The organism is Gilliamella sp. BG1, from assembly GCF_046635625.1.
GTDB lineage: Bacteria > Pseudomonadota > Gammaproteobacteria > Enterobacterales > Orbaceae > Gilliamella > Gilliamella bombi.
In genome coordinates this window covers 110,463-131,072 of record NZ_JBIDFG010000003.1, presented here as the reverse complement: position 1 = coordinate 131,072, position 20,610 = coordinate 110,463, and the positions used below count along the sequence as shown (strand labels likewise).

16 protein-coding genes, 1 tRNA gene, 1 pseudogene and 1 riboswitch are annotated in these 20,610 nt (G+C 36.6%); of the genes and pseudogenes, 5 read left to right on the top strand and 13 right to left on the bottom strand.

Annotated features, from left to right (window positions below):
* Positions 1-173 precede the first annotated feature (173 nt).
* The 3 genes from ACGH80_RS02230 to ACGH80_RS02220 are packed head-to-tail and all read left to right on the top strand — an operon-like array spanning position 174 to position 2,405.
* On the top strand, positions 174-830 hold the full coding sequence (locus ACGH80_RS02230) for a nucleoside recognition domain-containing protein (RefSeq protein ID WP_296301758.1): 657 nt from the start codon (positions 174-176) through the stop codon (positions 828-830).
* Positions 823-1,290: a YjiG family protein gene (locus tag ACGH80_RS02225; protein WP_065589180.1), complete on the top strand. Its 468-nt coding sequence runs from the start codon at positions 823-825 to the stop codon at positions 1,288-1,290. The genes ACGH80_RS02230 and ACGH80_RS02225 overlap by 8 nt, the downstream gene beginning before the upstream one ends.
* 14 nt (positions 1,291-1,304) lie before the next feature.
* The gene (locus tag ACGH80_RS02220; RefSeq protein ID WP_411630469.1) at positions 1,305-2,405 is read left to right on the top strand and encodes an amidohydrolase; all 1,101 of its coding nucleotides are present in this window, start codon (positions 1,305-1,307) and stop codon (positions 2,403-2,405) included.
* A gap of 122 nt (positions 2,406-2,527) precedes the next feature.
* Here the strand turns inward: ACGH80_RS02220 and ribB are convergent, their stop codons facing one another.
* From ribB to eco, 6 genes and pseudogenes are all read right to left on the bottom strand, one after another.
* Positions 2,528-3,175 (bottom strand): 3,4-dihydroxy-2-butanone-4-phosphate synthase, encoded by a 648-nt coding sequence (gene ribB, locus ACGH80_RS02215; RefSeq protein ID WP_174798031.1) that lies wholly within the window; start codon positions 3,173-3,175, stop codon positions 2,528-2,530.
* Positions 3,176-3,336: 161 nt separating this feature from the next.
* Positions 3,337-3,514, bottom strand: a riboswitch (FMN riboswitch).
* A 109-nt stretch (positions 3,515-3,623) separates the two neighbouring features.
* A complete protein-coding gene (locus tag ACGH80_RS02210; protein WP_141671718.1) occupies positions 3,624-4,382 on the bottom strand; it encodes an ABC transporter permease subunit in 759 nt (252 codons plus the stop codon).
* Between the two features lie 243 nt (positions 4,383-4,625).
* Positions 4,626-5,495, bottom strand: a pseudogene (locus ACGH80_RS02205) (ABC transporter permease subunit); the annotation flags it as partial.
* A gap of 321 nt (positions 5,496-5,816) precedes the next feature.
* Complete coding sequence (gene potG / locus ACGH80_RS02200; RefSeq protein WP_081296719.1) at positions 5,817-6,953, bottom strand: putrescine ABC transporter ATP-binding subunit PotG; 1,137 nt, start codon at positions 6,951-6,953, stop codon at positions 5,817-5,819.
* 101 nt (positions 6,954-7,054) lie between these two features.
* On the bottom strand, positions 7,055-8,164 hold the full coding sequence (locus ACGH80_RS02195) for an extracellular solute-binding protein (protein ID WP_296300713.1): 1,110 nt from the start codon (positions 8,162-8,164) through the stop codon (positions 7,055-7,057).
* Between the two features lie 339 nt (positions 8,165-8,503).
* Complete coding sequence (gene eco, locus ACGH80_RS02190) at positions 8,504-8,998, bottom strand: serine protease inhibitor ecotin (protein WP_085164162.1); 495 nt, start codon at positions 8,996-8,998, stop codon at positions 8,504-8,506.
* Between the two features lie 100 nt (positions 8,999-9,098).
* On the opposite strand from eco, the gene ydiK reads away from it, so the two are divergent.
* Positions 9,099-10,151, top strand: coding sequence for an AI-2E family transporter YdiK (gene ydiK / locus ACGH80_RS02185; protein ID WP_174798030.1), 1,053 nt, complete (start codon positions 9,099-9,101; stop codon positions 10,149-10,151).
* Between the two features lie 181 nt (positions 10,152-10,332).
* Positions 10,333-11,688 carry a CDP-diacylglycerol--serine O-phosphatidyltransferase gene (gene pssA, locus ACGH80_RS02180; protein ID WP_174798029.1) on the top strand — a complete coding sequence of 452 codons (1,356 nt, stop codon included), beginning with the start codon at positions 10,333-10,335 and terminating at the stop codon, positions 11,686-11,688.
* A 207-nt stretch (positions 11,689-11,895) separates the two neighbouring features.
* On the opposite strand, the gene ACGH80_RS02175 is transcribed toward pssA, so the two are convergent.
* The 7 genes from ACGH80_RS02175 to ACGH80_RS02145 all read right to left on the bottom strand — a co-directional run bounded on the left by ACGH80_RS02175 (position 11,896) and on the right by ACGH80_RS02145 (position 20,603).
* Positions 11,896-13,446: a hypothetical protein gene (locus ACGH80_RS02175; RefSeq protein ID WP_411630468.1), complete on the bottom strand. Its 1,551-nt coding sequence runs from the start codon at positions 13,444-13,446 to the stop codon at positions 11,896-11,898.
* Positions 13,447-14,290: 844 nt separating this feature from the next.
* On the bottom strand, positions 14,291-15,190 hold the full coding sequence (gene truB / locus ACGH80_RS02170) for a tRNA pseudouridine(55) synthase TruB (RefSeq protein WP_411630481.1): 900 nt from the start codon (positions 15,188-15,190) through the stop codon (positions 14,291-14,293).
* A gap of 67 nt (positions 15,191-15,257) precedes the next feature.
* Positions 15,258-15,635, bottom strand: a complete 378-nt coding sequence (gene rbfA / locus ACGH80_RS02165; protein ID WP_065560170.1) for a 30S ribosome-binding factor RbfA — start codon at positions 15,633-15,635, stop codon at positions 15,258-15,260.
* 65 nt (positions 15,636-15,700) lie between these two features.
* Positions 15,701-18,364 carry a translation initiation factor IF-2 gene (gene infB, locus ACGH80_RS02160; protein ID WP_411592466.1) on the bottom strand — a complete coding sequence of 888 codons (2,664 nt, stop codon included), beginning with the start codon at positions 18,362-18,364 and terminating at the stop codon, positions 15,701-15,703.
* A gap of 17 nt (positions 18,365-18,381) precedes the next feature.
* A complete protein-coding gene (nusA, locus tag ACGH80_RS02155; protein WP_034910699.1) occupies positions 18,382-19,857 on the bottom strand; it encodes a transcription termination factor NusA in 1,476 nt (491 codons plus the stop codon).
* A 16-nt stretch (positions 19,858-19,873) separates the two neighbouring features.
* Positions 19,874-20,335, bottom strand: coding sequence for a ribosome maturation factor RimP (rimP, locus tag ACGH80_RS02150; protein ID WP_065560173.1), 462 nt, complete (start codon positions 20,333-20,335; stop codon positions 19,874-19,876).
* A 191-nt stretch (positions 20,336-20,526) separates the two neighbouring features.
* Positions 20,527-20,603: transfer RNA gene (locus ACGH80_RS02145), tRNA-Met, on the bottom strand.
* Between the last annotated feature and the right edge of the window lie 7 nt (positions 20,604-20,610).

The window sequence follows — 20,610 nt, the reverse complement described above, 5'->3', positions numbered from 1 at the left end:
AATAAAAAATGTTATATCTTTTTCAATTTAACCTAAAATAGTTATAGAATGCTAAAAACCACTTTTGAGGCATTTTTTAACTAAATTGTATAATAAACATTTTATACTTATTAAATATTGTTAATTGTAATAATACTTAATATTTTTTAAACATTCGGAAAAAGGAAGGCAGCATGTCAAAAAAGACAGATAATGAATTTAAAGTTGGTATAAAAGCCTATATATCACTAATAGTAGCCATTTTATTTTTTTCAGGCTTATTTTTTAATGTAGAAGGTAAAGAATGGCTAGGAGCGTTTGATTTTACCAGCTTAAGCGGCAAATTTGGCACTATGCTACATCCTGAAAAAAATACTTTTGTGGGTGAAGGAGGTCACAGTGCAAGAGCTGGTTTTATTTTCGCCTTATCACTTATACCTACGGTTATGTTAGCGCTAGGCGTGTTAGAAATATTTACCCATTACGGCACCATTCGTGCTGCACATAAATTATTAACACCATTATTAAAACCAATTTTAGGTGTACCAGGTAAAACTGGACTTGCATTAATTACCGACCTACAAAGCACTGATGCTGGTGCTGTATTAACTAAAGAGTTATATGACGAAAAGCAAATTACTAAAAAAGACCTTATCATTATTAGTGCTTGGCAATATTCTGGTGCGGGTTTAATTAATAACTACTTCTCGATTGGTTCGGCATTATTTGCCTCAATGACTGTAGCTATTTTTATTCCTCTTGTCATCATGTTAGTGCTTAAATTTGTAGGCTCAGTAATGGTTCGCTTAGTATTAAATACAATTTATAAAAAGGATTTTATCAATGAGTAATTCACAAAAACAAACTAATAACCCTTTAGATATTTTTGTAATCGGTGCTCGCAAAGGATTCAACATTGCTATTAATAATTTAATGCCCAATATTTTAATGGCATTTGTAATCACCGAAATACTAAAACGTTTAGGTATAATGCAATTAATAGGAACTTATTGTGCTCCAGTAATGGAGATTTTTGGCCTACCTGGCGAAGCAATTACCGTATTACTAACTGCATGGTTATCAGCATCAGCTGGTACAGGCGTTGCAGTTAACTTATTTACCGCAGGGACAATCAATCCAACAGCAATAACCATATTAGCCCCAGCTATTTTCTTAATGGGCTCACAATTACAGTATATGGGACGATTATTAGGCGTTGCCGATGTACCAAAAAAATACTGGCCATTACTCATGTTAACCAGTATTTTTAATGCATTAGTTTCAATGATTATTATGCGATTTTTTGTTTAATAAAGGAGATAAACATGTCTAATGTTTTAGAACATTATCAGTATTTACACCAAATTCCAGAGTTGGGATTTGAAGAACACAAAACATCGTCATATATCGCACAGCAACTTGAACAAGCAGGCTATAAAGTAACTCGCAACATCAATAACACAACAGGAATTGTTGCGCAATACGATAGCGGCAAAACTGGCCCTGTACTCGCTTTACGGGCAGATATGGATGCTCTAGGACATATTATTAACGGCGAACCTTGCGCAAGACATACCTGCGGTCATGATGGCCATTCATCAATATTATTAAGCTCGGCACAAGAGTTAATAAAAGAAGGTAACATCAAAAAAGGTCGATTGAAACTCATCTTCCAACCTGCCGAAGAACTTGGAACAGGTGCTTTAGCTATGATTGAAGGAGGAGCTATTGATGATGTTGATATGATTATCGGTTTACATTTACGTCCAAAAGATGAATGTCCAAAAGGCTTTGCTGCAGCGGCAATGTACTATTCAGCATCCACCACAGTTGAAGTAAATATTCATGGTATCCCAGCACATGGTGCTCGACCTCATTTAGGCGTTAATGCCCTTGATGCAGCAACACTGGCCATTCAAGCAGTTAACACCATTCACCTTGCACCTAACTTAAACTATAGTGTTAAAGCCACACGTTGCATTTGCGATGCTGGAGTCACCAATGCTATTCCATCCGAAGCATATGTATGCTGGGATCTAAGAGCGCCAACTAACCCAGCCATGGATGAACTAAAAGCCAAAACGTTAAATGCGATAAAACTCAGTGTTGAATCTATCGGTGCGAAAGTGGATATCAATGTCACTAAAGAAATTCCAGCCGCGGAAATTGATAATGATGTCACAAAAATTATTGCCGAAGCCATTGTCGATGTACTTGGCAAAGAGGGGTTAAAAGAACCTATTTTCACCCCAGGTGGAGAAGACTTTTTCAATTATCCTTGTGAACGTAATGTCAAAGCTGGTTTTTGGGGATTAGGAGCTGATCTAACACCAGGATTACATCATCCTGAAATGAAGTTTGACACTTTAGCATTAGAAAATGGAGTCAAAATAACCAAAGCTTGTACATTAAAAGTACTTGGCTAATTTCCACCCTATTCCGCCGATACCTTACTTCGGCGGAAGATGATTTAAATCACAAACAAAAGATCTTTCCCTAACTTGTATAATACTGTTGATAAGCACTTAACATTTTTAAGTTAGGATTTTCACTTCAATGCCAAATAGTTACGATATTCAACAATATCTTCGATCGTCACAACTGGCATATGATACTCATTAGCAAATTTAACAACCTCTGGCGCTCTTGCCATAGTCCCATCGTCGTTGGTTAACTCACACAATACTGCGGCAGGCTTTAAACCCGCTAATGTCACTAAATCAATAGATGCTTCAGTATGACCTCGGCGAATTAATACACCACCTTCTTTAGCAACTAAAGGAAACACATGCCCTGGATGATTAAGATCACTTGGTTTGGCGTTATCATTCACAGCAGCCTTAATAGTCGTAACGCGATCAGCGGCTGATACACCTGTTGTAACTCCATTAGCCGCTTCAATTGAGATGGTAAATGCTGTATTATTTTTACTAGTATTATTTTCTACCATCATAGGCAAATTTAACTCATCACAGCGTTTTTTAGGCAAACATAAACAAACAATACCACTGCCGTAACGAATAGTTAGAGCCATTTGTTCACTGGTAATAGACTCGGCAGCCCAAATAATATCACCTTCATTTTCGCGATCTTCATCATCTAAAACTAGTACACCTTGACCGGCTTTAATAGAAGCAATTGCTTTTTTAACACGTTCAATGGGCGTTCCAAATTCATTTAAATTAAACTGATTCATGGTAAATACCTATATTTTTATTAACTCATTTATTTCATTATTTATCTAATTAAAATCAAATGGCTATTTGCTATCTAATTAATTAAGTATAAATAAAATACCAGAATCAGGGCAGTGCTTGACCAGCATGACTTTGCCTTTCAGCAAATATTGGAAAGATAAGCAACTCTCTTTTATCCAGACTTTTACTGTCGGCTTTGGAATTTCACCAAATCTGCTTGTCCTTAATCTATCAAAATCTAACTGAGCAATAAAACAACTACCACAGTTAACAAAATAAATTAAGCGCTCGTGGGCTATACCACCGGTGGGGACTTACACCCCGCCCTGAGAATTTTGCCAAAAAATTGACGAATCACACTATAATACAAAATGATAAAAAAGACACGGAGTTTTAAAATGAAATATTGCCGCAAACAGCGGCAATAATAGAAAGAGCAGAGTTTAATTAATGCCTACGAGTTTCACTTATGCGACGCCGTTCGGCTTTACGCATCCATAGCCACGAAATAAAGCCAATAATACCAACAATTAGCAATATAATTGTTGCTAAAGCATTAACCTGAGGATCAACTCCTAAACGTACTTTTGAAAATATCAATTTAGGTAACGTCATAGCACCTGGTCCAGTCACAAAGTTAGCAATAACCACATCATCAAGTGACAATGTAAATGCTAAAAGCCAACCTGACACTAACGCTGGTGCGATCATTGGTAGTGTAATAATAAAAAATACCTTTAAAGGATTTGCACCAAGATCTAATGCAGCTTCTTCAATTGACTTATCTAATTCACGCAACCTAGCACTAATTACCACAGTCACATAAGCTGTACAAAATGTAGCATGAGCCATCCAAATAGTTATAGCGCCACGGTCTTTTGGCCAACCAAGTACCTGTCCCATTCCCACAAATAACAACAGCAAAGCCAAACCAGTAATAACATCTGGCATAACCAGCGGTGCTGTAGTCATAAACGAAAATAAATTAGAGCCTCGGAATCCTCTAAAACGAATGATAGCATAAGCCGCTAATGTACCAAGCACAACAGCAAAAGTTGCAGCACCTGCAGCAATAGACAAACTTAGCCCAACAGCTTTAAGTAATGTTTCGTTATTAATTAACTCAAAATACCATTTGATCGAAAAATCCGCCCAAACTGTCACCAAACGCGAGCTATTAAACGAATAAACAATCAAAATAACCATTGGGATATATAAAAACGAAAATACCACCAAAAAGATAAGTCCTTTCAAACACCGGAATAGCAATGCAATGGTAACTAAAACGGTAATAATGAAACTAAAAACAAAACAGCTATAGTAAAAGCTCCATTCACCCAAAAGCGATAATCCCGATGATGAAATTAAAATACTCATTAAAATCGCACCAAGCAATGACGAGATAAAAACAATCAAAGCCGATCGCATAATAACGGGCAAATTGTTCATCTATTTACCTCCCATTTGTCGATTTTGGAATTTATTGAAATAATAAATAGGCACAATCAATATCATCAACATCACACTAGCTACAGCCGAGGCAGCTGGCCAGTCATGATTATTAAAGAACTCAGTCCAAAGCTGTGTACCAATCATAATCCCTTCTGAAGGGCCTAATAATTCAGGGATCACATACTCACCTACAGCAGGAATAAACACCAACATCCCCCCAGCAATCACCCCATTTTTGGTTAAAGGTACAATGATCTTAAAAAATGTCTTTATCGGTTTACAACCTAAGTCTAATGCTGCTTCGATTAACGTTGAATCGACCTTACTTAACGACGTATAAATTGGCAATACCACAAATGGTAAATAAGAATAAACAATACCAATATATACAGCAAAGTAGGTTTTCATAATAATCAAAGGCTGATCAATAACCCCTAACCACATTAAAAAATGATTTAATAAACCATTAGGATTCAAAATACCAATCCACGCATAAACACGAATTAAAAACGATGTCCATGAAGGTAAAATGATTAACAACAATAAAATATTACGGGTTGACTGTTTGCATTGAGAAATAGCCCAAGCCAACGGGTAACCAATTAAAACACAAAGCACGGTTGAAATCGCAGCAATCTTAAGTGATTGCAAATACGAATCAATATAAATCGTATCGCTAATTAGATTTAAATAATTGCCGAAATTTAACGTAATATTAAGCAAACCATCGTCATAACTTAACAAATCAGTATAAGGTGGTACAGCTAAAGCAATTTCAGAAAAACTGATCCTAAATACGATTAAAAATGGTAGCAAAAACAGTAATAGCATCCATAAATAAGGGATCGCAATTACGGTTAACCGTCCATAAAGAGTCATTAAATCCGAATCATCTCGCTGTTGACGCAATTTTTTATATGTATAAAAAATTACAACTAACCCTGCTGGAATAAATAAAATACTGCCAGCAATAATAAGCCGATAAGCAAATTTAGACGACCTATAATGCGCTAAAAAACAACCAAAGCATGACAATAAAAAGCTCAATGTCATTGCGGTAAATAGCGCATCTAAAAATAAATTGTCAAATGCACCTGTTGTTACAAAACGCCAATAAACATTGAGCAACACAAATGCATTTAACAACAATCCCAATACAATGGATCGCATTATGATATCCTCTTTTGTTTATTCAGTAAGCACAACACAACTGTCAACTTCCCAACTTAAGTTAACTATATCACCCCAAGTTGGCATTCCTTTACGATAACGATGCTCATTTTGCAATTGTGCAATAATAACTTGCCCACTTGGCAATTTGACATGATAAATCGATAAATCCCCAAGATAAGCGATTTCAACAACTTCACCTGTAGCGCAGTTATAACCATCTTCAGGTAATTGCTCACATAATTGGATTTTTTCTGGGCGCAGAGCAACTTTAATCGGCACACCTTCCACAGCTGGAGAATCATAATCTACTTTAAATGGATGTTTAATAGTAGGACAACTCAAAATCAAACCATCTTCTAACGTATCTTGCAAGATACCGTCAAAGATATTAACCGAACCGATAAACTCAGCACTATAACGGCTATTTGGATGTTCATAAATTTCTTCTGGCTCACCAATTTGTACAAATTGACCTTTATTCATAATAGCAATACGACCTGCCATAGTCATAGCTTCTTCTTGATCATGGGTAACCATAACGCAAGTTGCCCCCACTTGTTCTAAAATGCTCACCACTTCAAGTTGCATTCGATCACGAAGTTGTTTATCAAGTGCACCCATTGGCTCATCAAGTAACAATAATTTTGGTCGTTTGGCTAAGCTTCTTGCTAAAGCCACACGTTGGCGCTGACCACCTGATAATTGGTGTGGTTTACGTTTGCCAAATTGCTCCATATGTACAAGCGCTAACATCTCTTCAACGCGATGTTTAATTTCGCTATTGCTTAATTTATCTTGTTTTAAGCCAAAGGCTATATTTTGTTCAACCGTCATGTGAGGAAATAAAGCATACGATTGGAACATCATATTAATAGGACGATTATAAGGCGGAACCTGTGATAAATCTTTTCCATCTAAAATGATTTGCCCCGAAGTCGGTTGCTCAAAACCAGCTAGCATACGCAATAGTGTTGATTTACCGCTTCCAGATGCACCTAATAATGCAAAAATTTCACCTTTATATATAGTCAAATTTACATCATCAACGGCATAATAATCATCATTAAAAACTTTTGTTAAATTTTTGATCTCCAATAAAGGAGTTATCATCTTTTTTTTAGGCTGTACCTGATTTGTTGTTTTATCGTTCACTCTTTTTTCCTCATAACAACAAGCCAAAAAAAACGAGACGGAAAGACTCACAGCCTCTCCGTCTTGGATTATTAGTTAAGATTCGATATACAAAATATCGATTATTTACCAGTTTTGAGCTTAGTCCACGTGCGGGTAATTATACGCTCAAGTTTTGGATCTTTAACTTTTAAAGTGAATAGTTTTTCCATCACTTCTGGTTTTGGATAAACTGCTGGATCATTTTTCACTTCTGGTTTTACAAAATTTTCATTAGCAACCTGATTAGCGCTAGCAAAGTTAACATCGTTAGTAACTTGCGCTGCAATTTCTGGTTTCATAACAAAATTTAAAAACTCATGAGCTTCATCTGGGTTTGCTGAATCTTTTGGAATAGCAAAGGTATCAAAAAAGACTAAAGCACCTTCTTTTGGTATTTGATAACCAACATGCACACCGTTATTTGCTTCGTTAGCTCTATCTCGTGATTGTAAAATATCGCCAGACCAACCCAAAATCACACAAATATCGCCATTAGCTAGATCGGTAATATATTGTGAAGAGTGGAAGTAACGAATATTTGGACGAACTTTTTCTAACAGCTCATAGGCAGCACCAGTATAATCCTTGGCATCTGTACTATTTGGATCTTTACCTAAATATTGAAGAGCACTAGCAAAAATTTCGGTAGGCGCATCCAAAAATGCCACACCACAATCTTTTAGTTTTTCCATATTTTCTGGTTTAAACACTAAATCCCAGCTATCAACTGGTGCATTATCACCTAGACGCTCTTTAACTTTATCAATGTTATAACCGATACCTGTTGTCATCCATACATAAGGGATAGCATATTTATTATCAGGATCATGTGTTGCCATTAATTTCATTAGATTAGGATCTAAGTTTTTCCAATTAGACAATTTACTTTTATCTAACGGAAGATAGATATCAGATTTAATTTGTCTAGCTAAAAAGCTATCTGAAGGCGAAACCACATCAAAGCCAGAATGACCTGCCATTAATTTACCTTCAAGAGCTTCGTTAGAATCATAAACATCATAAACTAGTTTAATACCAGTCGATTTTTCAAAATCCGAAATCGTATTAGAACCAATTTGCCCTGCCCAATTGTAAAAATGTACGACACGATCTTTAGCTATAGCAGATTGAGATAACGCTAGTGAAACACCAGCCACGATTGAAAGAATTGTTTTACGTTGAGTAAACATGCTCACCACTTCTCCTCTAGTTGTAGGGATATTACATGTTAGACACAAGCCCATTGCAAAGACACAACGGACCCCCAAATTTTACTATCGACATTGTTAACAATAATAAAAATTATCAAAGTAACAACCATCTAGCGAAACCGAGGTAATCAGGCAATCACAAGTCATTAATAACATAAATGAACTAGTAGAGCTAACCTTGCATTACGAGGGATAAAATACCTTTTTTTTTAAAGATGTCCACTTAAAAAATCAAATATTGAAAGTTTAAGGATTGAGTGGTTGTATTTTAACCACCCAAGGAGTAAGGAACAACCAATTAACAATTAGATAACAAAATTATTCAGCACTTGCTTGCATAATTTTAGCATTTGGTTGCCACACACGATATTTAACTTGCAAATCGTTCGGAACATAAAAGACTAACGGTAATTGGCTGTTATAGCTAAACAAACCTAAATTATGGTTGATTGTCACAAATTGATTTTTATTAGTACCTTCAGGGCAAGCCATTAATGTTGAAATGTTACCAACAGTCTTTTCAACTACGTAATAAGAGTATCCCCAACCTTTAAGCTCTTCTTGCTTAACTACACCACCTAAATTTTGCAAATTACAATCAACATTCATTTCTTTACCAATGATCACCTCAACTTTCGCATTGTTTTCATTAGCAATAGTTGGTAAATGAATAGCATAACGAGTATAGCCAACTTGAGCTGCAGGGAATGGCGCTATATCATTGACACTTTGTGCAACAGGTTGCGTTTTTTGTGAATTTGCGCATGCTGTTAATGCTACACCTAATAATGTTAATAACAATAATTTTTTCATTTTTATCTCCTTTAACTAATTAATCATAAACACCATCGTATTAATTTTCAGTGATAATGCGTATAATAACACCATCTAGATTAATAAAATTGGTGTAAAAATGCCAGCAGAAAAAAATACTACCGATTTACTTAAATTGATTTTAAACCTGTTAATAATTGGTTTACTAATCATTATTACCTATCGTGTTGTTGAAGTTTTTTTATTCGGTTTCTTCTGGGCGGTGATGGTCGTAATTGCCACTTGGCCTTTAATGATAAAAATACAACGAAAATTATTTAACAAACGCTGGCTATCACTACTAGTAATGGCACTAATATTAGCCTTTGTTTGTATTATACCTTTCATATTAATTATTAGCTCGGTAGCACAAAACGGTCACCATCTTATTGAATGGGCAAAAACGCTATCTCACCAAAAACTACCAACACTTGACTGGCTTGAAAGCGTACCTGCCTTCGGCTCTGAACTACACCAAAAATGGTTAAACTTAATACAAACTGATGGCTCTGATTTAGTTTCAAGCATACAACCTTATATTGGCACCATGATAGGTTGGCTACTTGAGCAAGCCACCAATATTGGACTATTTATCTTTCATGCTGGTGTAATGATTATTTTTAGTCTATTACTATTTTTAAAAGGCGAAAATATCACCAAATACGTTTACCTACTAGCCAACCGATTATCAAAACAATATGGCGAAATCACTGTCACATTAGCAGGACAATCCATTCGAGCTGTAGCTCTTGGTGTTGTGGTTACTGCCATTACCTTAGCCTTAATTGGTGGATTAAGCTTTATATTAACCGACATGCCGTTACCAGGTATACTCACTCTAATTTTATTTATTTGTTGTGTCGCACAAATTGGTCCTGTGATTGTAATGCTTGGATGCATTTTTTGGCAATTTTGGGCGGGCAACACCATAGCTGGTATCGTATTAATTGTTGTGGCAATTATCTTAACCACCTTAGATAGCGTAATGCGAGCTTACTTAATAAAAAAAGGTGCCAATTTACCGTTTTTACTTATATTATTTGGTGTGATTGGTGGCTTACTTGGCTTTGGCATAATGGGATTATTTATTGGTCCTGTCGTACTAGCTTTAACTTACAAAATAATTCAAACTTGGGTTGATGAACAATCTTAAACAATTTATTATCACCCAGTAAGAAGCATAAGCGCATAAACAAGTTGCTAAATACGCTACATAACTTAAAGCAACTGAGCTAAAATGCATACAAATTAAAAGGAGTGTTATTTTTACTGGCTTAGCTTATATTAGAAAACAAGTTTCTAAAGTAACTTGACAGTTATAATGACAAAAAATCATGCGAATACCATTTATAAAATACAATCACCAAAAGCATCTTGACGAATTAGGTAAAATTCAGCAAGACGCCAAGCAATATCATATCTGCTATACCCCAAAAGCATATCGACTGGCTTTAATTGAAAGTATAAAAAGAGCTCAGCACCGAATTTATATAGTTGCGCTCTATCTAGAGCAAGATGAGGCAGGTCAAGAAATTCTTAATGAACTGTACCAAATCAAACGGCAACGCCCTAATTTAGATATCAAAATATTTGTTGACTGGCACCGTGCACAACGCGGAAGAATTGGCGAAGACAAAGCCCATACCAACGCAAATTATTATTACCAACTAAAACAGCAATATCCAGATATTGACATTCCTATTTATGGTGTACCTGTCAATCGTCGTGAAGTACTAGGCGTACTGCATTTAAAAGGTTTTATTATTGATAATACTGTCATTTACAGTGGAGCTAGCATTAATAACGTATACCTACACAAGCGTGAAAAATACCGTTACGACCGTTATCACTTTATTACTAACCCACTATTAGCAGACAGCATGGTGCAGTTTATTCACGACCACTTTTTACCATATCAAGCGTTGCAACTACTTAATACTGGCACCCATAAAACCCGCAAACAAATTAAGTCTGAAATTAAAGAGCTACGCCAACACTTAATGAATACCAACTACCAATATAACAGCAATACCGACAACAACACCTTATCGGTTGCACCAATAATGGGGCTTGGTCGCAATAACTCGCTCAACAAAATCATCCATCATTTAATCAACGTAACCGAACAAAAAATCATATTTTGCACGCCGTACTTTAATTTGCCTAACATCCTAGTTCGCGATATCATTCGCTTGCTTCGTAAAGGTCGCCAAGTTGAACTGATTATTGGTGATAAAGAAGCAAATGATTTTTATATTCCACCAGACCAACCTTTTAACATATCGGGTGGATTACCCTACTTATACGAAATCAATTTAAGAAGCTTTATTGAGCGCCTACAATCTTTTATTGACAAAGAGCAACTTATCATACGTCTGTGGAAGGATGGAGAGCAAACCTATCATCTTAAAGGTATCTGGGTGGACAATACTTGGGTACTTATAACAGGCAACAACCTAAATCCACGCGCTTGGCGACTTGATCTGGAAAATGGCATATTAATACATGATCCAAAGCAAGAATTAAGCCATAAATTTAACCAAGAACTTGACACTATTCGTCAAAAAACCACATTGATCACACATTTTCAACAAATCCAAGCGAGTCAATTTTATCCAAGTCAAGTTCATAAGTTGATAAAGCGACTGAGCCGCATTAAAGTGGATAGGATTATTAAGCGGTTGTTGTAAAGGTAAGATGTTTTGAAAGAAAAGGTTTCTTAAAAAACATAATAAAAACAATATTTTTTCAACTAATTTTGAGAAAAAAGCGCTTTTGCTGTTTAACAACAAAAGCGCAAATTTGATCTAGACTTCATATTAAAGGTCTACAGATAGGTGCGTTCTAATCATTGCAGTAAGGCAATATCGCCTTTAACAAGAAAAGCACATATAGAATTAAGGGGTAACACAAGCCATAAAGTGACTATTAGCTGTACTCTGCAGAAAAATTCCCCCATCGGCTGAATAAACACCATATAGACTGCCATTATATGAATTAGCCCAATATCCTGTATCATTAGCCCAGTTGTTACCAATACTGAGATTCCAATCACTACCTTCATAGAAATTATTCATAGTATTGGCAGTAAAACCCCACTCGTTAAATAGTCCGCCAACCCATTTACCGCTAATATCTTTATAACTGACTTTTCGTTGACAGTTATTAATACTTCTTCCAGGTAAACCTTCTGTCCAACCAGCTCCATTCCCATTGGTATAGTCATTTATATCGGGAATTCGATAACCATTACCTAAATTACGACAAAAGTTTTGAGCATCCGCATATCCATATCTTACTGTGATTCCTGGTTGAGAGATATACCAACGTTCTATCTTAAAGCTATACAGTAATTTTGTATGATTTACATCAGAGTAAAGCTTAAATAACGAAGGGGAAAAAGCCTTATTACTTGAATTTATGGAAGGGCCTTTTAATATAATCTTTAGTGCTTGTTCGCCACCAGGATAAAGGTTACCATCTCTAATACAAGTTCTACATATCCTATCAATGTCAATAGCCCAATGTTGTGTATTCTCTTTGCTTAACGATAATGATACACCACTACCGCTAACCGCACTCACCGTTGTACCATTTGCAGCTATAACTTGTTCAGGAGAGATTCCTCCCAATAATAAATAGAAATATAACCTATCAGATCCTGTCGTCGGAAAGTTTTCTGCTATATTGCTATTATTTGTGACTTTAAACCCTTTTAACGAAACCCAATTTGGACCATCCATATCCCAAATGGTAGTACCAAAAGCATGGTCATCGTAAGCTAAATTTGGTTGCGCATAGCAAGCAACTGGCCTATTCATATTGGCATTAATATAGTAACTATGCTCATTACCCGTAAAATTGCTACTATTGGGAACACCATACTGCGTCGATAAGGTGCTTGCAGTTGCTGTTAAGGTGAGTTTATAAGGCCCATCACAAAGATTTAGCCGTCTATTCGGATTTGCTTTAACTTCTCCTGTAATATCTGTACCATTTTTATCTTGCCATTTTATGGTTAAATTTCCTGTTGCATTTATATTATCATCGCCATCATCGTCTCGACCATAATTATAAGGTGAATCCATTAATTCGCTTAATTGAATTCTTGGGTAATTTACCAATGGTACTATTGCTTGTATATCAGCAAATGTATCTGTTATATTTGGCATTTCAATTGGTGCATCTACGTTAGATTGATCTATTACTGCATTGGGATAAAGTGCACTATTTGCTCCCTGAGGAATATAACTAATATTTGGTAGCCTTATACCCAATAAATCTTCCATACTAGCAACTTTAGTTACACCATCAATACTTAAATATGGTGCAGAGCCGTAAATGACCTGTGATGTCTTTGCCGATAACGCCTGCGAGCTCAGCGAATAAGGCAATAAAAGCAATGGAGCAAAAACCAGCGGTGACTTGGATAGCAATCTAGAAATCAAAGATATCCTTGCCAACAACTTTATCGATTTCGATAGATTTGGTGATAAAAATAAGAATCGAATCTGTTTTTGACTACTGTGAAATTGAAAAAGATTTAAGGCGTAGGGTTGCCAGTGCTGGTGCCTGGTGCCTATTATGATAGCGCATAACATTCTACCTGTCAAGTAATTTGTTGTTTTATTTGTGTTTTTATGATTATTTGCTTATTTAATAAGCTGTATTATACTAAATAATGCGTCGAAATTATAGCTGGTTAAACACTAAAGAGCTAGTATTTTGTTAATTTATTGTAATGTCTTGAATACGATTGAAACATTACAAAAAACTCAGCATAAATATTTTTTCGCTATATTTTATCGTCATTTATAAAAGTCAAATTACCCATGCCATATTTATGGAAAAGCCCTTTAACGGAAATACTCTCTTTAGTTTTTTTAAAATAGGGCTTAGGCAAATATTTTCTGAACCTAGTATATAGTCATGGATCGGCTACACTATGTGCCCATTTATTGCTTTAGTATGCCTTATTATCTTGTAAAAAAGATTCAGGAGTTTATACCGTTTCATATCTCAACGAGTCGTTAAAAACTACTAGCTTGAAGATCTTGTTTTTGTAGTCGATTTAAACCGAGCAAGACAAGCTGATAAATGTTGAATATTGATTAAACATTCTTTTTTTATTTTTGATCTTTTAAGAAAGTAATTTTGAGACAACTACTGGCATAAATGTAATGCCAGTGCCAAATAATTTTTTTGCTATTTCAGGATGAAGTCCTAGATATCAACAAATATAGATCTTTTTAATATCAAGTAATTTAGGAAAAATTTAACTTTTTAAAAGAATTAGGATGTTGATATTAAACGCTTTGGCGATAATTTGTTATTTTGCATTATACCAGCGCCAATAAATTGCTTGCCTTGATAAATTCGCACTAAGGTTTCAACTTGCGTGGAGCTTTCAAGTTCAATGGTTCGTCCTAATAATATGTCTTTACCTTGCGTATCGCTAAGGGTAACTTTTGGGCGATCTTGCAATGGGCTGTCAACGGGCATTAGTAGATCATCTTTAAGTTCGATATTTTGTAGCTGTTCTAAGGTGACCATGTTTTCAATCGGGTAGTTGGAAACTTGTAAACGCCTTAAATAAATAACATGTGCTCCGCAATCCAATAATTCACCTAAATCATCAATAATGGTTCGGATGTAAGTGCCTTTTGAGCAGTGTATTTCTAACGTTAATTCGTTTTTTATTGTATCAAATTGGATAAATTGATTTTCGTAAACGGTAATTGGTCTAGCTTCACGTTCAACCACAATACCTTGGCGAGCATATTGGTAAAGCGGTTTTCCTTGATATTTTAATGCCGAAAACATAGTTGGCACTTGTAAAATATCACCGCGAAAATGTGTTAAAGCTTGGTTGATTTGTGATTCAGTCACTTTAACAGGTTTGGTACATATAATTTGACCATCAGCATCAGATGTATCGGTTCGTTCTCCTAGTTTGGCGATCACACGATAACGCTTATCTGAATCCAATAAATATTGTGAAAATTTGGTTGCTTCACCAAAACAGATAGGAAGCATCCCTGTCGCTAGTGGATCAAGAGCTCCCGTATGCCCTGCCTTTTTAGCATTAAATAACCATTTTACTTTTTGCAACGCATCATTTGATGTCATGCCTTGCGTTTTGTCTAGCAACAAAACGCCGTGAAGATCACGGCGAGTTTTTTTTATATTCATCATTTTTTATACTGAAACACATAGTTACCGGAAACTTTTTTACAGAGTTCAGGACTATTTTTTAATATTAATCTTTATGACGCTCATTATCTTGTTTGATAACATCCGCCACCAAACTCGACATTTGCATACCTTTAACGAGCGACTCATCGTAAAAGAATTTTATCTCTGGAATGATTCGCAAACGCATCGCTTTGCCAATTAAGGTTCGAATGTAACCTTTAGCATCATTAAGTACCGTTAATCCTTGTTCAATAACTTGTGGATCATCGTCATTCAAAAAAGTCACAAAAACTTTGGCATACGAAAGATCACGCGAGATATCAACGCCTGAAACAGTTACCATACCAAGACGAGGGTCTTTGATTTCTCGTTGTAAGATAATTGCAATTTCTTTTTGTAATTCATGCCCAACTCGAGATGAACGATTAAATGCTTTTGCCATATCTATTTTCCTTATAAATGAATAAGCAAGGACTATACCTTGCTTATAACATAAATACGTTGTAATTAGATCGTACGTTTGATTTCGATAGTTTCAAAAACTTCAATCGTGTCGCCAACACGAACATCGTTGTAGTTACGCACACCAATACCACATTCGGTTCCATTACGTACTTCGTTAACATCATCTTTAAAGCGACGTAATGATTCAAGTTCGCCTTCATAGATAACAACGTTATCACGCAATACACGAATTGGGTTGTGACGTTTAACAACACCTTCGGTTACCATACAACCTGCAATTGCACCAAATTTAGGTGATTTAAACACATCACGCACTTGAGCAAGACCAATAATTTCTTGTTTGTATTCTGGTGCAAGCATACCGCTCATGGCTTGTTTAACTTCGTCAATTAGATCATAAATAACAGAGTAATAACGTAGATCTAAATTTTCTGATTCAATCACTTTACGTGCTGAAGCATCGGCACGAACGTTAAAGCCTAAAATGATCGCATTTGATGCAGCAGCCAGTGATGCGTCAGTTTCGGTTATACCACCCACACCTGATCCAATAATTTTAACTTTAACTTCATCTGTTGATAGTTTAAGTAATGAATCAGAAATCGCCTCAGCAGAACCTTGAACATCTGCTTTTAGAACAATATTGAGTTCAGAAACATCGCCTTCTGTCATGTTGGTAAACATGTTTTCAAGCTTCGCCTTCTGTTGACGAGCAAGTTTTACATCACGGAATTTACCTTGTCGATAAAGCGCAACTTCACGAGCTTTCTTTTCATCGCGTACAACAGTAGCTTCGTCACCAGCTGATGGTACTCCAGACAAGCCAAGAATTTCAACTGGTATTGATGGACCAGCTTCAGTCACTTCTTTACCTAGTTCATTACGCATCGCTCGGATACGACCGTATTCAAATCCACAAAGTACGATATCACCTTTATGCAATGTACCTGATTGAACAAGTACTGTTGCAACTGAACCACGACCCTTATCAAGGAATGATTCAATCACAACGCCGCTTGCCATACCTGTTTCGTACGCGGTTAATTCAAGCACTTCAGCTTGTAGTAAGATGGCTTCAAGTAGTTGATCAATACCAGTACCTGCTTTAGCAGACACATGAACAAACTGGGTATCTCCACCCCAATCTTCTGACATCACGCCATATTGTGCAAGTTCGCCTTTTACACGCTCTGGATCAGCTTCAGGTTTATCAATTTTGTTAACAGCAACAACAATTGGTACATTTGCCGCTTTAGCATGTTGGATTGCTTCTATAGTTTGTGGCATTACACCATCATCAGCAGCAACAACAAGTACTACAATATCCGTTGCTTTAGCACCACGAGCACGCATTGAGGTAAATGCCGCATGCCCTGGAGTATCTAAGAAGGTAATTTCACCGCTTGCCGTTTTAACATGATAAGCACCAATGTGCTGAGTAATACCGCCAGCTTCGCCTGATGCGACTTTTGCTTTACGGATGTAGTCAAGTAATGAGGTTTTACCATGGTCAACGTGTCCCATAATGGTAACAACTGGTGCGCGCGAAACTTTTTCAGCGCCTGTATCACGGTCGCTCATGAGTGATTCTTCAAGTTCATTCTCACGACGTAATACCACTTTATGTCCCATTTCTTCAGCCACTAATTGTGCTGTTTCTTGATCGATAACTTGATTAATAGTTGCCATTGCCCCCATTTTCATCATAGTTTTGATCACTTCGGAACCTTTTACTGCCATTTTATTCGCTAATTCAGCAACGGTAATGGTTTCACCAATAACAACATCACGATTAACCGCTTGGACAGGTTTAGTAAAACTTTGTTGCAACGTGCTTTTACCTTTCTTTTTATTATGGCCGCCACGAGTCACAGCTCGAGCTTCTTCACGTTCCGCTTTGCCTTCTGATAGCTTGTTGCCTTTTTTCTGTTTAGTTTGTTTAGTATTTCGACCACGTCCACGAGCGCTTTCAACTTCACGATCAGTTTCATCTTCTGCTGCTCTAGCGTATTTAGAGGTTGTCACATGATAATCTTCATCTTCTGTATGATCACTATCATCAACTTCATTATATTGTTCTGCTAGCTTACGAGCTTCTTCAGCCATACGCTTGGCATCTTCCTCTAATTTTCGACGATTTTCTTCTTCCGCTTTACGTTTAATTTCATTCGCTTCAGCTTCTAATCGTGCTTTTTCTTCTTGCGCTTTTTTTACTTTTGGATCAACTGCTCGCTCTTGTGCCGCTTTCGCTTTTTCCTCTTGAGCACGCTTTTTCGCTTCTTCTTCAGCTTTCTTTTCTTTTTCTTCCGCTTCTTTACGCGCTTTTAATTCGGCTTCTTGTTTCGCTTTTAATTCAGCTTCTTGGCGAGCTTTTTGTTCAGCTTCTAAGCGTGCTTTTTCTTGCTCCGCCGCAATTTCAGCTGGATCGCGTTTAACAAAAGTTCGTTTTTTACGAACTTCTACTTTTATTTCTTTGCTTTTGCCACCACCGCTCGACACATTTAAGGTTGAGTGCGTCTTACGTTGCAATGTTAACTTTGTTGGGCCTTGCTGAGGTTTTAAATGAGCAAGCAAAGCTTCTTTCTCCTTTTGTGTGACAGTGTCTGTTGCAGATTTCTTCATACCTGCATCAGCAAACTGTTGCAAAAGTGTTTGCACTGGTGTATTGATTTCTTGAGCCAGTGTTTCTATTGATACTTTGGTCATGTATTACTTTTCCTCAATTATTCATCTGCAAACCAACAAATATTACGAGCAGCCATAATAAAATCGCCAGCTTGTTCGTTTGTTATACCTTCAATTTCAGCTAAATCATCAGTACCTTGTTCTGCTAAATCTTCCAAAGTAATGATGTCATGTTGTACTAATTGATAAGCTAACTCTTGTGTCATACCAGGTAGATTTAGCAAATCTTGAGCTGGTTGTTTTTCGCCACTATTTGCTAGTGCAAGTGTTGTTAATGCATCTTTTGCTCGCGTTCTTAATGCTTCAACAAGATCTTCATCAAGTTCTTCAATTTCAAGCAATTCGTCAACTGGCACATAGGCAAGTTCCTCAAGTGAGGTAAAGCCTTCTTCAACTAATAGCTGTGCAAGCCCTTCATCAATATCAAGATGTTTCATCAAATTATTGATTGCAGCAAAAGATTCTGCATGATGTTTTTCTTGTAAATCTTCGTTACTCATCACATTTAGTGTCCAGCCAGTAAGCTGTGAAGCTAAACGGATATTCTGACCATTTCGACCAATGGCTTGTGGTAAAGTTTCAGCATTGACGGCTACATCCATGGTGTGTTTGTCTTCATCAACAACAATTGAAACAACATCTGCCGGCGCCATAGCATTAATTACGTATTGTGCAGGATTATCGTCCCATAAAACAATGTCAATACGTTCTCCACCAAATTCATTAGATACTGCTTGTACGCGCGCACCACGCATACCAACACAAGCACCAACAGGGTCAATACGACGATCATTACTACTAACTGCGATTTTAGCACGTGAGCCAGGATCACGAGCCACGCCTTTGATGTCAATCATCTCTTCACCAATTTCAGGGACTTCAATACGGAATAACTCTTCCATCATTTCAGGGTTTGAACGGCTAATGCATAATTGTGCAGGTTTATTATTTTGTTCTACAAGATATAAAATACCACGGACACGATCGCCTATGCGGAAGTTTTCACGCGGTAACATATCATGGCGTGACATCATTGCGTCTGCATTGTTACCTAAATCAAGAATCACGCTATCGCGATTGGTTTTTTTGACAATTCCAGTCACAATATCACCAATACGATTTCTAAACATGTCAATGATCATTGCACGCTCAGCTTCGCGTACCTTTTGTACAATAACTTGTTTTGCTGTTTGTGTGGTTATACGGTCAAAAGCAACGGATTCAATTTGCTCTTCAACGTAATCGCCAAGTTTAACAGATGGGTCTTCGTATTGTGCAGCGTCTAATGTCATTTCTTTAGTTGGTTGCGTAACTTCATCAACAACAAGCCAACGGCGGAAAGTGTCGTAATCACCTGTTTTATGATCTATTTTAACAACAACGTCAATATCAACATTATGCTTCTTTTTTGTGGCCGTTGCTAATGCGGTTTCTAAAGCTTCGAAAATTTTATCACGCGTAAGTGCTTTTTCGTTTGATACAGCTTCAACAACAGCTAAAATTTCTTTATTCATCCTTTACATCCGTACTCTATTTAAGGTTAAAATTAGGTACAATATTCGCTTTTTGAATATTACTAAAAGCAAATACTTCATCTTTATCATCTACAGTTAATGTAATCATTTGGCTATCGATAGACTTAATTCGTCCTTTCCATTTACGGCGATTAGCAACAGGTATACGTAGACTGACTGTAACTTCTTCACCAATAAACCGCTGATAATGCTCAAGCGTAAACAAAGGTCTGTCCATTCCTGGTGATGAAACTTCAAGATTGTAAGCATCTTTGATCGGGTCTTCTACATCAAGCACCGCACTGATTTGACGGCTTGCATCAGCACAATCATCAACCGTAATACCATTTTCACTATCAATATAGACTCGTAGTATAGGATAACGACCACGAATATATTCAACTCCGACTAATTCAAAACCAAGTGCATTAACTGGCTCTTGGATAATATCGGTTAATTGTTGTTCTATATTAGCCAAACAAACCTCCACAGCAGAAAATAAAAAAGGGCATAAAGCCCAACATTCTTTTTAAACTTACGCTTAAATCATTACACGAAAAAAAGCCTCGACATGCGAGGCTTACATTCAAAAACTAACTATAATGAAGCCACTTTATTCGAACTTTCAGACAATAACAGGATAAATTGGTTTATGAATGAAAATTTAAGTGGTTGCGGGGGCTGGATTTGAACCAACGACCTTCGGGTTATGAGCCCGACGAGCTACCAAGCTGCTCCACCCCGCGATAGATG

Excerpts from the sequence above, each read along its gene's own strand:
- ACGH80_RS02230 (WP_296301758.1), top strand. The coding sequence starts at position 174 with ATGTCAAAAAAGACAGATAATGAATTTAAAGTTGGTATAAAAGCCTAT.
- ACGH80_RS02225 (WP_065589180.1), top strand. The coding sequence starts at position 823 with ATGAGTAATTCACAAAAACAAACTAATAACCCTTTAGATATTTTTGTA.
- ACGH80_RS02220 (WP_411630469.1), top strand. The coding sequence starts at position 1,305 with ATGTCTAATGTTTTAGAACATTATCAGTATTTACACCAAATTCCAGAG.
- ribB (WP_174798031.1), bottom strand. The coding sequence starts at position 3,175 with ATGAATCAGTTTAATTTAAATGAATTTGGAACGCCCATTGAACGTGTT.
- ACGH80_RS02210 (WP_141671718.1), bottom strand. The coding sequence starts at position 4,382 with ATGGTTATTTTGATTGTTTATTCGTTTAATAGCTCGCGTTTGGTGACA.
- ACGH80_RS02195 (WP_296300713.1), bottom strand. The coding sequence starts at position 8,164 with ATGTTTACTCAACGTAAAACAATTCTTTCAATCGTGGCTGGTGTTTCA.
- eco (WP_085164162.1), bottom strand. The coding sequence starts at position 8,998 with ATGAAAAAATTATTGTTATTAACATTATTAGGTGTAGCATTAACAGCA.
- ydiK (WP_174798030.1), top strand. The coding sequence starts at position 9,099 with ATGCCAGCAGAAAAAAATACTACCGATTTACTTAAATTGATTTTAAAC.
- pssA (WP_174798029.1), top strand. The coding sequence starts at position 10,333 with ATGCGAATACCATTTATAAAATACAATCACCAAAAGCATCTTGACGAA.
- truB (WP_411630481.1), bottom strand. The coding sequence starts at position 15,190 with ATGAATATAAAAAAAACTCGCCGTGATCTTCACGGCGTTTTGTTGCTA.
- rbfA (WP_065560170.1), bottom strand. The coding sequence starts at position 15,635 with ATGGCAAAAGCATTTAATCGTTCATCTCGAGTTGGGCATGAATTACAA.
- infB (WP_411592466.1), bottom strand. The coding sequence starts at position 18,364 with ATGACCAAAGTATCAATAGAAACACTGGCTCAAGAAATCAATACACCA.
- nusA (WP_034910699.1), bottom strand. The coding sequence starts at position 19,857 with ATGAATAAAGAAATTTTAGCTGTTGTTGAAGCTGTATCAAACGAAAAA.